General features: G+C 67.1%; 19 protein-coding genes and 1 pseudogene. 8 read left to right on the top strand and 12 right to left on the bottom strand.

All coding sequences use genetic code 11. The annotated features are described in order from the left end of the window. Position 1: 1 nt before the first annotated feature. Positions 2-1,090: a hypothetical protein gene (locus GNX96_RS67140; RefSeq protein WP_279580069.1), complete on the bottom strand. Its 1,089-nt coding sequence runs from the start codon at positions 1,088-1,090 to the stop codon at positions 2-4. A 129-nt stretch (positions 1,091-1,219) separates the two neighbouring features. Between GNX96_RS67140 and GNX96_RS11905 the strand changes: the two genes are divergently transcribed. After that, positions 1,220-1,471 (top strand): hypothetical protein, encoded by a 252-nt coding sequence (locus tag GNX96_RS11905; protein WP_163568135.1) that lies wholly within the window; start codon positions 1,220-1,222, stop codon positions 1,469-1,471. Between the two features lie 137 nt (positions 1,472-1,608). After that, complete coding sequence (locus GNX96_RS11900; RefSeq protein WP_279580068.1) at positions 1,609-2,445, top strand: PSP1 domain-containing protein; 837 nt, start codon at positions 1,609-1,611, stop codon at positions 2,443-2,445. A gap of 661 nt (positions 2,446-3,106) precedes the next feature. On the opposite strand, the gene GNX96_RS11895 is transcribed toward GNX96_RS11900, so the two are convergent. Continuing rightward, positions 3,107-3,637, bottom strand: a complete 531-nt coding sequence (locus tag GNX96_RS11895; RefSeq protein WP_279580109.1) for a TetR/AcrR family transcriptional regulator — start codon at positions 3,635-3,637, stop codon at positions 3,107-3,109. Between the two features lie 183 nt (positions 3,638-3,820). Between GNX96_RS11895 and GNX96_RS11890 the strand changes: the two genes are divergently transcribed. Both GNX96_RS11890 and GNX96_RS63215 read left to right on the top strand, forming a co-directional pair. Then, the gene (locus tag GNX96_RS11890; RefSeq protein ID WP_279580067.1) at positions 3,821-4,579 is read left to right on the top strand and encodes an SDR family NAD(P)-dependent oxidoreductase; all 759 of its coding nucleotides are present in this window, start codon (positions 3,821-3,823) and stop codon (positions 4,577-4,579) included. Then, positions 4,576-5,495, top strand: a pseudogene (locus tag GNX96_RS63215) (alpha/beta hydrolase). Before GNX96_RS11890 ends, GNX96_RS63215 begins: the two are co-directional and overlap by 4 nt. A 35-nt stretch (positions 5,496-5,530) precedes the next feature. Here GNX96_RS63215 and GNX96_RS50960 read toward each other — a convergent pair. The 9 genes from GNX96_RS50960 to GNX96_RS11850 all read right to left on the bottom strand — a co-directional run bounded on the left by GNX96_RS50960 (position 5,531) and on the right by GNX96_RS11850 (position 10,107). Beyond that, positions 5,531-5,998: a DUF1737 domain-containing protein gene (locus GNX96_RS50960; RefSeq protein WP_279580065.1), complete on the bottom strand. Its 468-nt coding sequence runs from the start codon at positions 5,996-5,998 to the stop codon at positions 5,531-5,533. Positions 5,999-6,019: 21 nt separating this feature from the next. After that, positions 6,020-7,351, bottom strand: coding sequence for a hypothetical protein (locus GNX96_RS11875; RefSeq protein ID WP_163568132.1), 1,332 nt, complete (start codon positions 7,349-7,351; stop codon positions 6,020-6,022). A gap of 35 nt (positions 7,352-7,386) precedes the next feature. Next, positions 7,387-7,671 carry a hypothetical protein gene (locus GNX96_RS50955; RefSeq protein WP_279580064.1) on the bottom strand — a complete coding sequence of 95 codons (285 nt, stop codon included), beginning with the start codon at positions 7,669-7,671 and terminating at the stop codon, positions 7,387-7,389. Continuing rightward, entirely contained in the window at positions 7,668-8,078 is a 411-nt protein-coding gene (locus GNX96_RS50950; protein ID WP_279580063.1) for an ImmA/IrrE family metallo-endopeptidase, read from the bottom strand. The genes GNX96_RS50955 and GNX96_RS50950 overlap by 4 nt, the downstream gene beginning before the upstream one ends. Before the next feature lie 50 nt (positions 8,079-8,128). After that, positions 8,129-8,482: a helix-turn-helix domain-containing protein gene (locus tag GNX96_RS50945; RefSeq protein ID WP_279580062.1), complete on the bottom strand. Its 354-nt coding sequence runs from the start codon at positions 8,480-8,482 to the stop codon at positions 8,129-8,131. Positions 8,483-8,494: 12 nt separating this feature from the next. Next, positions 8,495-8,674, bottom strand: a complete 180-nt coding sequence (locus tag GNX96_RS11865) for a hypothetical protein (protein WP_163568131.1) — start codon at positions 8,672-8,674, stop codon at positions 8,495-8,497. Positions 8,675-8,693: 19 nt separating this feature from the next. Continuing rightward, positions 8,694-9,008, bottom strand: coding sequence for a hypothetical protein (locus GNX96_RS11860; RefSeq protein WP_163568130.1), 315 nt, complete (start codon positions 9,006-9,008; stop codon positions 8,694-8,696). After that, entirely contained in the window at positions 8,959-9,144 is a 186-nt protein-coding gene (locus tag GNX96_RS11855; protein ID WP_163568129.1) for a hypothetical protein, read from the bottom strand. The genes GNX96_RS11860 and GNX96_RS11855 overlap by 50 nt, the downstream gene beginning before the upstream one ends. A 120-nt stretch (positions 9,145-9,264) precedes the next feature. Then, the gene (locus GNX96_RS11850; RefSeq protein WP_163568128.1) at positions 9,265-10,107 is read right to left on the bottom strand and encodes a polysaccharide deacetylase family protein; all 843 of its coding nucleotides are present in this window, start codon (positions 10,105-10,107) and stop codon (positions 9,265-9,267) included. Between the two features lie 227 nt (positions 10,108-10,334). On the opposite strand from GNX96_RS11850, the gene GNX96_RS11845 reads away from it, so the two are divergent. Continuing rightward, positions 10,335-10,646, top strand: a complete 312-nt coding sequence (locus GNX96_RS11845; RefSeq protein ID WP_163568127.1) for a DUF6355 family natural product biosynthesis protein — start codon at positions 10,335-10,337, stop codon at positions 10,644-10,646. A 46-nt stretch (positions 10,647-10,692) separates the two neighbouring features. On the opposite strand, the gene GNX96_RS11840 is transcribed toward GNX96_RS11845, so the two are convergent. Beyond that, complete coding sequence (locus tag GNX96_RS11840) at positions 10,693-11,805, bottom strand: FAD-dependent oxidoreductase (RefSeq protein ID WP_163568126.1); 1,113 nt, start codon at positions 11,803-11,805, stop codon at positions 10,693-10,695. Between the two features lie 99 nt (positions 11,806-11,904). Between GNX96_RS11840 and GNX96_RS11835 the strand changes: the two genes are divergently transcribed. From GNX96_RS11835 to GNX96_RS11825, 3 genes are all read left to right on the top strand, one after another. Beyond that, positions 11,905-12,480 carry a TetR/AcrR family transcriptional regulator gene (locus GNX96_RS11835; protein ID WP_279580061.1) on the top strand — a complete coding sequence of 192 codons (576 nt, stop codon included), beginning with the start codon at positions 11,905-11,907 and terminating at the stop codon, positions 12,478-12,480. Positions 12,481-12,903: 423 nt separating this feature from the next. After that, positions 12,904-13,566 (top strand): 3D domain-containing protein, encoded by a 663-nt coding sequence (locus GNX96_RS11830; protein WP_279580060.1) that lies wholly within the window; start codon positions 12,904-12,906, stop codon positions 13,564-13,566. A gap of 12 nt (positions 13,567-13,578) precedes the next feature. Next, a complete protein-coding gene (locus GNX96_RS11825) occupies positions 13,579-14,937 on the top strand; it encodes a cellulose binding domain-containing protein (protein WP_279580059.1) in 1,359 nt (452 codons plus the stop codon). Positions 14,938-14,945: the final 8 nt, after the last annotated feature.

Genomic DNA, 14,945 nt, shown 5'->3' with positions numbered 1-14,945 from the left:
CTCAAGCAACAGCCCCCGTACGCGAAAGACGGCGTAGGGGGCTGTTGCTGAGAAACGATGGGCTAGGACCGGCGGGCGGCGATGACCATCGCGAACCGGCCGAGCAGGACCAGGGCGCCGGCGGCCAGCAGGAAGACGGTGACCTGGGTGCCGGTGACCGGGAGGGTGCCGCCGGTGCCGGGGTTCGCGATCGGCGCCGCGGTGGTGGGGGCGGCGATCGGCTGGCAGACAACGCCGCCGCGGGGGGGGGCTCGGCGTGGGCGCTCAGGTCGCCGAGCGCGATGGACACCAGCGGCGTGACGCCGTCCAGCGACAGCAGGTCGAGCCGGAGCATGCTGAGCCGGCCACTGGCGACCGTCGGACTGTCCTGCTGGTCGGACAGGTCACCAATGGTGATCTTGGCCAGATAGGCCTTGCTGATGTCCGGCAGCGGGCTGGTGCTGCCGGGCACCACGCCGCCGAGGTTGCCCAGCGGCTGCAGCAGGCCGGGAAGGCCGACATTCTGCAGGCCAGGCAGCCCGGCCAGGCCGGCGAGGCCGATCTCCACCGTCTTGCCGGGCGTGGCAATGGTCTGCGCCTTGCCGTCCGGGCCGGTCACGGTGAGGGCTGGCGCGGAGTACGAGACGCTGGACTTGCCGTTGGCGCCGCCGGCGGTGGCGGTGAGCTTGGCCGGCGACGGCGACGTGAGCCGCAACGTGGTCTGCGCCGGCGTACCAGCGAAAAGCTGCAGGTCGGCGAGCCCGAGAGTGGCCTGCGAGGTGACGCCGAGGCCCTTCTGGCCGCTGACGGTCACCAGGCCGCCGCGGGAGTCCGTGTATGCCACTGCCGGGGCGTCGGCGGCCGTCACACCACTGCCGGTGGTCCCGGTGGTGCCGGACACCAGCGGCACGCCGCCGCCGATCGGCAGCACGCCCTTGGGAAGCAGGCCGTTCAGCGGGTTGCCGACCGGGATCGGCAGCGCACTGCCGGTCAACGACAGCACCTTCACGTCGAGCAGGTTGGTCTGCGAGGCGGCGAGGATGCCGGCCGTACTCGGGCAGCCGCCCCAGCGGGCCTGCGCGGCCAGCTTGCCGACCTGGCCGGAGAGCACGGGGTTGTCCGGGATGGTGATGATGTCGGACAGCGTTGGCTGCGCGTTGTCCGGCGGCGCGAGCTGGCTGACGCTGTTCTTCGGGGGATCTGGTCGCTGGGCCCGCCGACCAGGAAGGCGGCTTGCGCGTTGGCTTTCGCGACCGCGTCGGACCGGATCGTGGTCGCGGACCGGTCGAAGGCGAACGAGGTGGCCGGCAGCCCCGGCAGCGCCGGCGACCCGGGCACCGCGATGGACAGTGACCCCATCGCCGCGCTGGTGTCGGACCGGAACAGCTCGCTGGGCAGCGGCTCCTGGCCGTTGGGGGTAGCCGCGGCGGCCGCCATCGGCACGGACAGCAGCCCGACCGTGGCGGCGGTGAGCAGCGCTGCCAACCTCTGACGAGAACGACTTTCCAGCACTTATGCCTCCTGCGGCGCTGCAGGCCCCCAGGGCCGAGACGCGGACCCACTCTGATCCGTATCTACCCAACGACGAAACGTCAGCATAGTGACGGGGGTTACGCTTCAGTAGTGGGGATGATCTGTGCCGTGACTTTCAACCGCTATGGGCGGTTGTATTACTTTCAGCCGGGCAAGTTCCAGCCGGCGGTGGGCGACAACGTGTTGGTGCCCACCGACGACGGGAACGAGGTCGCGCAGTGTGTTTGGGCGCCGCAGTGGGTGACCGAGGACACTGACGGCTTCCCGGAGATCGTCGGCGTGGCCGCGCCGGACGACCTGCAACGGGACCACGACCAGCGGCGGGTGAAAGCCCGGGCGCGGGTCGCGGCGAAGCGGCTGATCCGCGACCACGAGCTGCCGATGAAGGTGGTCGGAGTGGATCACGCGCCGGACGACAACCGGACCACCATTTACTTCACCGCCGCCCACCGGGTCGACTTCCGCGCGCTCGTACGCGACCTGGGCGCCACTCTCAAAGCGCGGGTCGAACTGCGTCAGCTGTCCGCCCGCGACTCGGCGCGACTGCAGGGCGGCATCGGCTCATGTGGTCGCGACCTGTGCTGTTCGACGTTTCTGGTCGACTTCGAGCCGGTCAGCATCCGGATGGCCAAGGACCAGGACCTGCCGCTGAACCCGATGCGGATCTCTGGTGCGTGTGGCCGGCTGATGTGCTGCCTGAAGTACGAGCACCCGCTCTACGCCAACTTCAAGTCCAAGGCACCCGCGGTGGGTGACACGGTCGAGACCGAGCAGGGTCGCGGCCGGGTCGTCGGCCACGACGTGCCGCGCGAGTCGGTGGTCGTACGGATGGAGGCCGACGGGTCGCGATGCGCTTGCCCACTGGCGAGCGTGTGCGGGTCCCGTCAGGCGTACGAGACTTCTCCGGCCGCCGAAGGCCCTGTCGGCGGCTGAGTTGTTGGCCGCAGTGCCTGCGGCGGCGCGTCCGGTTCGCGTCGCCGGGGCGCCCAAAGGGCGGGCGCCCCACCGCCGCGAACCTGGGCGGCCTCCGGCCGCCGCGCGGGCGGGGGTGAGTTGTTGGCCGCGGTGTTGTTGGCCGCAGTGTTTCTGGCCGCAGTGCCTGCGGCGGCGCATCCGGTTCGCGTCGCCGGGGCCGCCCAAAAATCGGGCGTCCCACCGCCACGAACCTGGGCGGCCTTCGGCCGCCGCGCGGGCGGGGTTGCGTTGAGGGCCGGCGGGCGCCGGCCACCGACGTTCAAGGGGCTTTAGCGTCACGACGTCAAAATCCCGCGCAACGCCTGATCGTGGCCGGCGCTACCCGGGGCCCTGTAGTACTAGGGCGCCTGCGCGTAAAAGCGCGCGTGTCAGCTCGAAATAGAGGCCGCGATCGTGGAAGGCTCCGCCGCCCGTCTGATGTCCGGCGGTGTGACCGATGACGCTGCCGTTCGTGATGAGAAGCGCGCCAACTGTCGACATCCGCCAAATCGTGCGCGGACGGCGGCGGATCTCGTCACACTGCTCAACACCCTTGGCGCCAAAGCGGACGACAGACCGCCACCACCGCCGGATGTCGTGTCAGGCGGCCCGGACCAGCTCGCCGTCCTGATTATCGGCATTACCGCTGCGGGCCTGGTAGTGGGGCGCGGGCGTCCAGGAGGGTATCCCAACCAGCCATCGCGCAGGTGATCACGGCTTCCAGTTCGGCGCGGTCGGCACCGTCGCGGGCTTGTACGGAAAGTCCTTGCACCACCGTGGCGTAGTAACGAGCGATGGCGTCGAGCCCGGCATCCGACATGTCGAGGTCGCCGGCCGCCACACCGCGTACGAAACGGTCCCTGATCTCGGTGAACTGCGAGCGCCGGATGTCGGCCAGGGACTCGCGTACGGCGTGGTTCTCCACCGCTCCGGTGGGTGCGGCGAGGATCAGCATGCAGTAGTGCGGCGCGTCTGTGATGGTGACCTGATCCGCGGTGGCGCGCAGCATGGCATGGATCGCGGCGCGGGTGGTTGGGTGCTCATTCAGGGCGCGCCTGGGCGGCCCGCCGTACGTTGTGCCGTAGACCTCCATGACCTGGCGGAACAGGTCCGCTTTGCTGCCGAAACAGGCATAGATGCTGGCCGAGGCGATCCCCATCGCCTCGGCCAGGTCGCTGAGCGAGGTGCCTTCGTAGCCCCCCGTTTCCAGAACAGGTCGAGCGCCTGCCGCAGGGCGGTGTCGGGGTCGAACGTACGCGGCCGGCCGCGAGTGGCCATCCAGGCGCCTCCATAGTTGTTTGTCGGTCGATCTACTTTAGCTTGACCCGGCGGCCATGGCCATGGGAAGGTTTGTTTGTCAATTGACAAACAAACCGAACGGATGGTCATGACCCTCGAAGGCAAAACCGTGCTGGTGACCGGAGCAAACCGCGGCATCGGCAAAGCGCTCGCCGAGGAAGCCCTCGCACGAGAGGCCAAACATGTCTACGTGGGCACTCGACAGCCCTTGAACCAGCCCGATCCGCGGGTGACAACGCTGATTCTCGACGTCACCGATCCTGCGCAGGTCCAGTCGGCAGCCAACCAGGTCGAGGCGCTCGACGTCCTGATCAACAACGCCGGCATCATGCTGCCTGACGCCCCACTTGACCCCGCTGTGCTTGAGCGTCACCTCGCTGTGAACGTCTACGGCTCCCATGCCATGACCCAGGCCTTCCTGCCCGCGCTGACCCGCTCGCGTGGAGCCGTTATCAACCTCTTGTCCTGCTCCGCGCTCGCCCCGTTGCCGATGTTGACGTCGTACTCGGCCTCGAAGGCGGCAGCGTTCTCCCTGACCAAAACCCTTCGCGCTGCGCACGCGGGGCACGGCGTCAGGTTCCATGCCGTACTCGCCGGCCCGGTCGACACGGATATGACGCGGGAGCTCCACATCCCCAAGATCTCCCCAGAAGCGGCCGCGCGAGCCATCTTCGATGCGGTGGAGAAGGGCGAGGAGGACATCTTTCCCGATCCGGCAACCGCGCCGTTGACACAGGCCTGGGCCGCGGGGGCGGACAAGATTCTTGAACGCCAGTTCGCGCAACTCGTGCCGGCAGCGGCTGCCAGGACATGACGAGCAAGGAATGGTCCGAGCTGCGCGAAACGTTCGCGGCATGCGCGCCCACGGCCATGGCCGCGACCACGGCAGCCGTGATGGCCGTCGACCCCGGCGATCGACCTGGGCGGCGCCGACCGGTTCCACGCGCTCACCAAGGAACCGGCCGACGTCACTTACGAGGAGCTCACCGCGGCTGGCTTGCCCGCGATCTGGGCGAACCCGAACGAGTGCGATTCCGAGGCGGTGTTGGTCTACTTCCACGGCGGTGCTTCGTCAGCGGCTCGAAGGAAAGCTACCGGAAAATCGCCGCGCATCTGGCCAAGGCGGCGGGCATTCGTACGCTGATCCCGGACTACCGGCTGGCGCCGGCGAACCCATTTCCGGCACAGCTCGAAGACGCGCGGTCCCTGTACGAGTGGCTGCTCGCCCAGGGTTTCCCACCGTCGAAGATCGCCTTGCCGGGGACTCCGCCGGCGGCAACATCGCAACCGGTGCGGCGCTCGCGCTCAAACTGGATAACCGGCCGTTGCCGGCGGCGGTCGTGGCGTTTTCGCCTTGGTATGACATGGAGGCGAACGGGCCGACGTTCGACTCCAATGCGGGCGTCGACGTGGCCATTTCCCGGCAGTTGGTGCACGCCGTCGCGCCGATGTTCCTCGGTGGACGGTCCCCGACCGATCCGTTGGCCAATCCGTTGTATGCCAATCCGGCCGGGCTTGGGCCGTTGCTGCTGACGTGTGGCGACGACGAGACGTTGCTGGACAGCGTGCGGCGGTTCGCCGCGCTGGCCAAGGAATCCGGCGTAGAGGTCGCCCTGCACGTTGCCGACGGCATGCCACACGCCTTCCAACTGCTGGCCGGACGGTTGCCCGAAATGGACGCGAGTATCGCCGAGACTGGCAAGTGGCTGCGCGAAAAACTCGACACCTGAACGAGATGAGGTCCCCCAGAACCGTGGAGGATTTCCTACCCAGGTTCTGGGGGAATCTCAGGGGCGACTTTTTCTCCTCGGCCGAGGTGTGCGGCGACCGGACTACGAGCCGGCCGCGTGTTTCGGGGGTGTGGTGTCCGTTGGTCGTGGTTGCGGCCGGCGGGGCGGGCGGACTGGGCTTCGGCCGCTGGGGCTGTGCTCGAGGACGAGGCAGCGCTCGAGGAAGGGGCTTGGGTCGACGAAGCCACTGGGGCAGAAGGGGACACGGGCGCCTGGTCGACGATCGGGTTGGCGCTGATCGCGGACGGTCGGAAGGACGCGGCCGCGTACGGCGGGAGGACGACGGCCTGGGCGACGACCGTACGGGTGCCGTCGTACGTAAGAGCCGGGCTGCCGTGCAGCTCATAACCCTCGTCCAACGCCTCCGAAACCCGGCGGCAGAACTCGGCGTCGTCAGGGCCGGTCAGCACCCGGTAGCGGAGCCGCACGGTGACACTCGCCATGGCTGGCCCTTCGCCTGGTGATCAGTCTCCCAAGCCTAGGAGATCGGTGCTTGACCTGCGCGACAAGGTGGCCGTTACGACAAGGTGGCCGCTACGGCGAGCCGTTGCGCAACGTGCTGGCGATGTCCACGGCTTTGCTGAGGTCGGCCTGGTCTGGTCGGAGAACGCGACGGTGAGAGGCCGAGGCGGCCGGGTGCGGCCACTTCGGTGGTGAGACAGAGATATTCGCCGTTCTCGTCGTCGTCGGCCACCGACAGGCTGGCCCGATAGGGCGTGCCGTCCAGCGCCGGCAAACTTACCGGCCGGCCGTCGGTGGGCGCCGACTCCGGCAGGATGCCGTCCACCGGCGCCAGGCTGCCGTCGTCTTTTTTTGATGGCGAAAGAAGAAAACCAGAGCGTCAGCACGCCGTCAAAGGCTGACCAGCTGCCTTCGTCCTCAAACCGCCCGACGAAGGCGCCAGGCGTACGCACCCACCACTGGCCGCTCAGCTCGTTCCACGCCTCGCCGCGCCGGTAGCCGATTTGCGGCGGCAACGAGGAAGCCGCCCGGGTTTCCACTTCCTGCCGGGATTCTCCCAAATAGGTCAGAATCTCGCCCCATTCGGCCCACGGCAGTGGCGAGGTGGCGGTGAGCGTGTCGGCCTGGGTCAACAACGTGTCCACCCGGCGCAGCAGAGCCATCTCGTCGTCGTCGGTCGGCGCCCGCCACGGCACGTCCTGCCACATCAAAACCATCGCCCGGCCGAGCGCGTACGAGCCGTCTTTTCCGGGATCCCACCAGGGAAAAACGTCGATCCCTCGGCGCGGGTCACGGGCCACCTCGCGGGCCCAGTCGACGCTGCGCGGACCCATTGGGGTGATCATGAACGAGTCCTCGACGAACCGTACGGACAGCGGCATCGACACCGTGATGCCCTGCGCGCCGCCGGTTTCGAACTTGTCCACCGCGAACCGGGCGAGGCCGTTCAGCCAGTTCAGGAACTCCAGCTCGAGGGCACCCGCGTCGCGAGTGCGGAAATAGTCGTCCTCGTCCTGCGCCGGCGGCAGCCAGCCGATGCTCAGCTCGGCACCGAGTTCTTCGAGTAACTCGCACACATACGCGTGATAGCCGGGGCCGATCGTCGACGTTTTGCCGGACACCTCCAGGCGCGTCTCATCCAAGGTGATCTCGACGTCCTCGGCACCTGGGTAGAGGCTCACGAGAAGCCTCGGCCGCTGCTGCCGGTCGGCGCCGACGGTCGCGTGCAGCAGTTCGTCACCGACCCGGTTCCCGAACCAGGCCGCCGCGCGGACCAGCAGGTCGGTGGCCGCCGGCTGGTCCACCTCGCCCCGAACCCACACTTCGATGCCCATGGAAACGCACGATACCGGCCGCGCGCTGGTGCGGGTTATCGTACGGGCGGCAGCAGCCGGAGTTCTCCCTTGCCGGCCCGGGAGCCTGGCTGCCGATCGCCGCTGACCGCGGTCAACGTGAGCCCAAAGACGTGCGCCTGCAGTTCGTCCGGGGTGATCCCGATGGCGGCCGCGATGGTCGCCGGCGACTCGCCTTCGTCCCGTACGGACCGGAAAACCTTGGCCAGCAACTGGGAAGACTCGCGCGGGATCCCTTCCGGCTCGCTGCGCCGATAGCCCAGTCGGGACAGCTGCACGCAGGCCGTGCGGTAGCCCCTCACTCGGTCAGCAGGTCCAGCTCGTGCAGCCGGTGGGTGAGCGCCATCGCGGCCACTTTCCAGGTCTGCTTGGCCGTCAGAATGCGATCGACGGTCGCGTCGTTCAAGCCGTGCGCGAGAACACTGGCTCTGGGCATCAAAAAAGCCGCCGCGAACCGGTTCGCCTCGACCTCCGCGGACGGTCGATGCGGCACTTCGTGCTCGCCATGCAGGACCAGGTGGCCCAGTTCGTGGGCGGCGTCGAAGCGACCGCGTTCACCGGATTTGGTGGTGCTGAGGAAAATGTACGGCTGCCAATGCCAGTAGAACGACAGGGCGTCCAGGTCGTTGTTTTCCACGGTGAGCGAATAAATCCGAGCGCCATGTGCTTCGAGCAGGTGCAGGATGTTGCCGATCGGCCGCTCGCCCAACCCCCATCGTGCTCGTACGACCTCGGCCGCCGACTCCGGGTGATAGCCACTCAGCGTCGGGATCTGCGCCGCGGCAGCTCGAACCGGGCATCGATCCAGTCGCTGATCAGCAGCGCGATCCGGCCGGAGCTGAGCGCGCGGTCGCGCTCGCGGGCGGTCATCTTGCTCAGCGCCCGGAAGCTCACCGCGTCCGGCGGGATCTCGTCGAGGTCGGCGGCGCCCAGAAAAGCTGGCGAGACGCCGAGAATCTCGGCCAGTAGCAACAAAGTTTCCTCGGACGGGGTCTGATGTCCGTTCTCGTACAACGAAATACTGCGGGTGCTCAGGCCAGCCAGTTCGGCGAGCCGGGTCAACGTCAGACCACGCCGTTTTCGTGCGATGACAAGCCGGGATGGAGTAAGCACCGCCGGGCCTCCCTACCTGCGGTTGACCTCGACGACGATCTCGCCCATCGACAGATCCGCCGAGACGTCCGGGAGCGCGACCGGCTCGCGCGGGAACGGCGGCACGATGATCCGTTCGGCCCAGCCGGTGATCCGGCCATCCTCGATCGCGTCCGGCAGCGACAGCTCGACCTGGAACGCCTCGTCGTGCACGGAAAAAGCAGGATCCAGGTCAGCAGATGGCCGGCGTCCAGCGTCCGGCCCGGGGCCAGCCCGAAGTCGAAGCCGTCGAAGTCGAAGGGGAGTTGAGTTGCTCGTTGGTGGCCACCGCGAGCGCGGTGGCTGGGCCGCGCGGATGCTTGGTGGTGGGCAACACATCCAGCCCGCCGGTGAGCTCGTCGCCGGTGATCGCCACGATCGCGAAGTCGCCGCTCGGGTGAATCGTGCGCGGCAGGTTCTGCGGGTTGTCGAAGTGCCAGCCCGCCGGCACCAGCTCCTCACGCAGGTAGCGGGCGGTCCGGGCCCACCGGATCAGGCCGGCCATCATCGGCGGATCCAGCGGCGTGCACGTACTCACCTCGGCGTCCGCGCGGCGCACACACCCGCTCCAGGATCTGCACGCTCAAGCCCAGCTCGGCCAGCCGGTCGACGGCCGCCGCCTCGACCACGATCCGTGCGCCCATCTGACCAGCTCCCCCGATTTCGCCGACCTCCCTGACTTCACGGAACCGTACCTCAAATGAGGTCGCGAAACGCGAAGCCACGCCGCCTGTTTCAGGCTCGGTACGCGGAAGGTTAGCGAGTCAAGCGAGCGTCACGAACTGATAGCCGCGGGCTTTTAGCGCTGGCACGGCCTGGGTGAGCGCGGCGATCGTCTCGGACCGGTCGCCGCCGCCGTCGTGGCAGAGCACGATGGAACCGACCGGAGCGCCGGCCACCCGGCGCTCGATCGAGCTGGTGCCGGGCCGGGTCCAGTCGTTGGTGTCGGTCTGCCAGTGGATCGGCATCATGCCGGCCGCGGCCACCTCGGCGAACACCGGCGGCCCCCAGTTTCCGCCGGGAGCACGGAAAAAAACTCGGGGATAGGCACCGCATGCTTTGAAGACCGCGTCCTGGGTGGCGACGATCTGCTGCCGGATGTTCGGTACGGACAGGTGCGGCAGCGTTTCGAGATGGTTGTACGTGTGGTTTCCGAGCGCGTGGCCGCCGTCGTGGATCGCCTTGATCAGATCCGGATGGCCTTTCGCCTGCACACCGATCATGAAAAAGGTGGCGTGGATGTCCAGCTGTTTGAGCAGCCGCAGCATTTTCGGCGTCCACACCGCGTGCGGGCCGTCGTCGAGGGTCAGCGCGATCGCCTTGGCCGCAAACGGCTGCGCACCGGGCGTACGAGCCGCGTATTCAGCGAGCGTGTAAATCGCCTTTTGTTGCACCGGAAAAGTGGTCGGGGTTGGTGACGGGGTGGGGGCTCCGGCGGAGCCGCGGACTTCGATGGCGGTGGTGGCGTACTCGCCGGCGGGGTCGCGCGCGCAAGCGGCCGCGCTCAGCAGTAGCGGCACGGTCGCGCCGGCCCGCAGCAGCGTTCGGCGGCTGATCCGCTCCGTCCTGTCGCGGTCACCAGGCCGCGCGACTTCCGGTTCGGGCATCCCACTCCCTTTGTTGCCATCGATCTGCAACAAACAGCCTACGGCTGCTCCCGAGGGCCGCCTCGGCTGGGCTTCTTCTGGTGACATGCCGGGTTATCGACCTAAACGGAAAATCATCCTTTTCAGTGTGACTCGTCACCGCTGGGGGCGTTTGTGAAGGTGACCGCGCATCGGGCGTGGTTGTCGGATTTGGGTGGCGGGATGCACCGCCAGATGAGGAGATTCCCATGAAGAAGTTCGCGATCGCGCTGGCCACCGCCGCCCTCGGGGGCGGCCTGCTCGCGGGTGTCGCGGCCCAGCCGGCGGCCGCCGCTGTGCATCTGGACGGCCCGCCGGCGACCTGTGGTTTCTGGGCGGACTCGTCCGGTCCGTGGCACGCGCATTACGGCCACTGCGCGCCGGACGGCCGCAACGTGGTGGTCGTGGTGCACACCTGGTTCGGGGACAACTGGACTTTTTGCGCGTTGGCCAACACAACTACCGACCTGGGCCTGGAGTTCAACATCCGGACAGCCGATTTCGAGGGTGGCTTCTGCTGACGTCCACTGGGGACGGTCCTGCCGCCGCGGGGCAGGACCGTCCCGGTCACGCGGTGACCGGTGGCATCAGGTGATCGAGGCCTTCGCCGGTGCGTTTCGCGGCATCCGTCGAGCGTGGCAGCATGATGGATTCGTACGTACGCACCGCTTCATCGAGGCTGGATTCGGTGTCGACAGCGGCGGCGAGTTCGACGCCGTCGAGCATCGCGAGGTTGGCGCCCAGCCCGAGCGGCGGCATCAGATGGGCCGCGTCGCCCAGCAAGGTGAGGCCGGGGGTGTGCTCCCAGACATGCGGCACCGGCAGCTTGTAGAGCGGCCGGTGAATGAAGCCGCCGTCGTTGTTGCGCAGAACATCGAGGAGATTGTCGTGCCATCCAGCGAAAATCGTCAGTAGGTGGGCTCGTACGGCCGCCGTGTCCGCGAAATCCAGGCCGACAGCCTGATGCCAGTTCTCCGGCGTACGCATGGCGATGTAGGCGCGGAGATGCGCATTGCTGTTGCGCTGGACGAAAAACGACAGGCCGGGTGCCTTCGCGATCATCGTGCCGTTGCCGGTCAACCGGGCGAGCTCGGCATGCCGGCGGTCCGCATCGTCGAAGCCGACCTCGATGAACGAAACGCCGGTGTAGAGCGGCTCGGCGCCGGTCAGAGCCGCTCGTACGCGTGACCAGGCGCCGTCGGCGCCGACCACGAGATCGAAGGTTTCGCTGCTGCCATGGGCGAAAACCAGCTGCCAGGTGCCGTCGCCGAGGGTGGTGACGGCGGTGACCTGGGCGTTCCATCGGACCGTACCGGCGGTCAGCGAGTTCAGCAGGATGCCGCGCAGCTGGCCGCGGTCGATTTCCGGCCGGGATTCCGGGCCGTCCTCGGGCTGGTTGTCCTGGACTACGAGGCCGCTGAGGTGGTCGATCCTGCGCCACTCCTGCCCCTCCGGGCGGGCCAGCGCGGTGAACTCGTCGAAGAGGCCGGCCGCCCACAAAGCGACCTGGCCGGTGCCTTCGTGCATGTCGAGAGTGCCGCCTTGGGAGCGCGCGCCGAGCGTCTCCTCGTACTCGAAGACGGTGGCGCTGTGCCCGTGCAGCTGCAGGACGCGGGCGCAGGCCAGCCCGCCGAGGCCGCCGCCGACGATGGCGATGCGGGGTTTATCGGTGGTTCTCATGTCATGTCCTCTCTGTCGTAGGACCAGATAAGCACATCGACTACGAAAGTGCAATCACTACACTTTTAAAGTCAGTTCACTCTGAGGTACGCTGAACTGGTGACCGAATCGACCGAGCCGATCGGGCGCCGCGAGCGCAAGAAGGCCCAGACCCGCCAGGCGTTGGCAGACGCCGCGCTCCGGCTCTTTCTTGAGCGTGGCTACGACCACGTGAGCGTCAAGGAAATCGCCGACGCCGCCGATGTGTCGGTGACGACCTTGTTCAAACACTTTTCCGGCAAGGAAGCGTTGGTTTTCGACCAGGCCGAAGACATCGAGGCGGAGCTGGTCTCGGCCGTACGCGACCGCCGTCCCGGCCAGTCGATCCCGCAGTCGCTGTGCGACCACATGGTGAGATCGGTGCACGGGGGCACTCCGGAGATCACCGCGTTTCTCCGGATGGTCGACGGCACCCCGGTGCTGCGCGACTACGCCCACCGGATGTGGATGCGGCACGAAACGGCGGTCGCGCAGGCGATCGCGGCCGAGGTCGGTGCTCCCGACGACGACGTCCGGTGCGTCGCGCTGGCGCATTTCGCGCTGGAAGCCCGTCACCTCATCAAGGCGTACGACGACCCGCGGCAGGCCACCCGGGAGATCTTCGCTTTGTTGGACGACGGCTGGTCAGCTGGTTGACGAACATTCCGATGGCTATTTTCGGTCCCTGTCGAGCGTGCAGGGCCGGTGCTTGGTTCAAGTTGTAGCCAAAGGAAAGGCGGTCGATGCGAGCATTCGGGCCAGTGGTTCTTTCGGTCGTACGCGACTAATTCGACAGATCTCACGGCGATGTCCGAACATGGTTCAGATGGCCGTGCTCGTCCGAACAGCGAAGATTTTCCGAATGTTCACGCTAAAGATCGAGATCTCTTGACTGGGTGGGTGGGGACACCTACGGTCTGACAGCAGGTGATCACCTCGCGACCATGCGTTTCCTCCGGTTCGGTCCCACCCGGGAGGCTCACGTCATGCTCAAACCCTTCTTTCGCGGTGCCCTCACCTTGGCGGCGCTCGCCGTCGGCGGGCTGCTGCTGGCCCCGGCCACTCCGGCGGCCGCGGCTTTTGCCTGCCTGCCAACACTTCTACACCGGCACCATCCCCGTTCGGCCGGTGACCGGCGGCCACGGCCCCGGCACCCTGGTGGGCGCCGTCGACGTGAGCGGCCGGCTGCCGGCGCCCGGCGGCGTCAGCGGTGGCCTTGGTACGGACGGAAAAGTCACCTTCACGTTCGCCAGGGTCGCCGGCGCGGTGGCGTACCGGGCATTTCGCAACGGCCAGGCGTTGCAGTGGATCAGCGACTGGGGCCAGCCCAGTTTCCTGGTTACCGACCCGAGTCCCTGCCAGAACGCGAACTACCAGGTTTATGCGATGACGGCCGACAACGCGTCCGCCTCCTCGGTCGGCCAGATTTCCCGCTCGTACCGGCTCAACAGCGCGAATCAGCTGGCGCCGTACGCGATGACCCCGGGTACGACGCTGAACTATCGCGTCACGTCGTACAACGACACCGGCCAGACCGCCCTGGGCTACAACGCCGGCCCCGGATTCTGCGCGGTAGACGCGCGGAACATCCCCTGGGGAACGCGGTTTTACGTGCCCGGCTATGGACACTGCTATGCCGCGGACATCGGCAGCTGGATCAAGGACGACATCGTCGACGTTTGGCTGCCCGGCACCCAGGCCAACGACTGGGGCGTCCAGCAACTGACCCTCACCGTGGAATAGGAGGACTTGGCCATGAAAGAAAGAAGGACCTCGACCAGGGCCAAGTTCGTCTTCGGCTCGATGGCCGCGGCGGCCCTGTTGGTGCTGGTGCCGCTGGTGGTCTCGCCAGCGACGGCGGCCACCGCGGCTGCCGCGGTGTTCTCCACCGACTCCACCTGGGATTCCGGCTACCAAGGGAAATACACGGTCACCGGCGGCTCGGCCGGGTTGACTGGTTGGAAGCTGGAATTCGACCTGCCGGCCGGGTCGACGATGGGCTCGTACTGGGACGCGATTGACACCGCGACCGGGGCGCACCACTCATTCGTCAACCGCGACTACAACGGCACGGTCGCGCCGGGCGGGTCGACGACGTTCGGGTTTTTGGTGAATGGCCTTGGCATGCCGATGAACTGCAGGCTCAACGGCCAGCCATGTGGTGCGTCAGCACCCCCTACGTCAGCGCCGCCTACGTCCGCTCCGCCAACTTCGGCACCACCAAGCAGCCCGCCCCCGGGTGGCGGTGGTGCTGGGAAAGTCTCGCCGTACATTGACATCACGTACGCGACTCCGTCTCTGGTCTCGGTGGCGAACGCGACGGGCGTGAAGAACTTCAACCTCGCCTTCGCGTTGGCGGACAGCACCGGCTGCAATCCATCCTGGGGTGGCACAGTTCCGCTGACCGAGCCGCGAATCATCAACGACGTCAACAGTCTGCGTGCGATGGGCGGCGCGGTGACGGTCTCCACTGGAGGTGCGGCAGGGCCGTACCTGGAGGACACCTGCGGCTCGGTGGACGCGCTTTACAACGCGTACGTGCAGTCGTTGAATGCGGTCAGTAGTAACAGCCTTGACGTTGACGTGGAAGCATCGATTCCGATCGCCACGGTGAATCAGGCATTGTTGCGACTGCAGCAGAACAAAGGCACCAAGATCAGCTACACCATGCGGATCCAGGGTCAGGATTACGGCATGGATCCGTATTCGGTGCAGATCCTCCAGGACGCGGCATCGCGAGGGCTCAATGTCGTCGTCAATCCGATGCTGATGGACTTTGGCTACACTGGATCATGGGGTGACGCACTGGTCTCGGCGGCGAATGCCACCATTGGGCAGATGAAGACGATCTGGCCCTCCAAGAGTGATGCGCAAATCAAAGCAATGCTTGGATTGACGCCGATGATTGGGCATAACGACACTGGTCCGGTGACCGACCAGGCGGCCGCCCGAGAGTTGCTGAGTTTCGCGCAGGCGAATCACGTGGCGAGCATCGGGTTCTGGTCGGTCGGCCGCGATAATGGCGGCTGTCCGAATGGCGGGGTTGTTGCCACCTGCTCCGGGATTCCGCAGTCCACGTACGAGTTCACCAACATCTTCAAGGCGTACAGCTGACTGGGTTG

It is taken from the genome of Fodinicola feengrottensis, from assembly GCF_010993775.1.
GTDB classification, from domain to species: domain Bacteria; phylum Actinomycetota; class Actinomycetes; order Mycobacteriales; family HKI-0501; genus Fodinicola; species Fodinicola feengrottensis.
This window is presented reverse-complemented; position numbering and strand designations above follow the sequence as displayed.

Excerpts from the sequence above, each read along its gene's own strand:
- GNX96_RS11860 (WP_163568130.1), bottom strand. The coding sequence starts at position 9,008 with ATGATGGCCGGCCTGATCCGGTGGGCCCGGACCGCCCGCTACCTGCGT.
- GNX96_RS11900 (WP_279580068.1), top strand. The coding sequence starts at position 1,609 with ATGATCTGTGCCGTGACTTTCAACCGCTATGGGCGGTTGTATTACTTT.
- GNX96_RS11875 (WP_163568132.1), bottom strand. The coding sequence starts at position 7,351 with ATGGGCATCGAAGTGTGGGTTCGGGGCGAGGTGGACCAGCCGGCGGCC.
- GNX96_RS50960 (WP_279580065.1), bottom strand. The coding sequence starts at position 5,998 with ATGGCGAGTGTCACCGTGCGGCTCCGCTACCGGGTGCTGACCGGCCCT.
- GNX96_RS11855 (WP_163568129.1), bottom strand. The coding sequence starts at position 9,144 with ATGGGCGCACGGATCGTGGTCGAGGCGGCGGCCGTCGACCGGCTGGCC.
- GNX96_RS11825 (WP_279580059.1), top strand. The coding sequence starts at position 13,579 with ATGAAAGAAAGAAGGACCTCGACCAGGGCCAAGTTCGTCTTCGGCTCG.
- GNX96_RS11850 (WP_163568128.1), bottom strand. The coding sequence starts at position 10,107 with ATGCCCGAACCGGAAGTCGCGCGGCCTGGTGACCGCGACAGGACGGAG.
- GNX96_RS11840 (WP_163568126.1), bottom strand. The coding sequence starts at position 11,805 with ATGAGAACCACCGATAAACCCCGCATCGCCATCGTCGGCGGCGGCCTC.
- GNX96_RS11845 (WP_163568127.1), top strand. The coding sequence starts at position 10,335 with ATGAAGAAGTTCGCGATCGCGCTGGCCACCGCCGCCCTCGGGGGCGGC.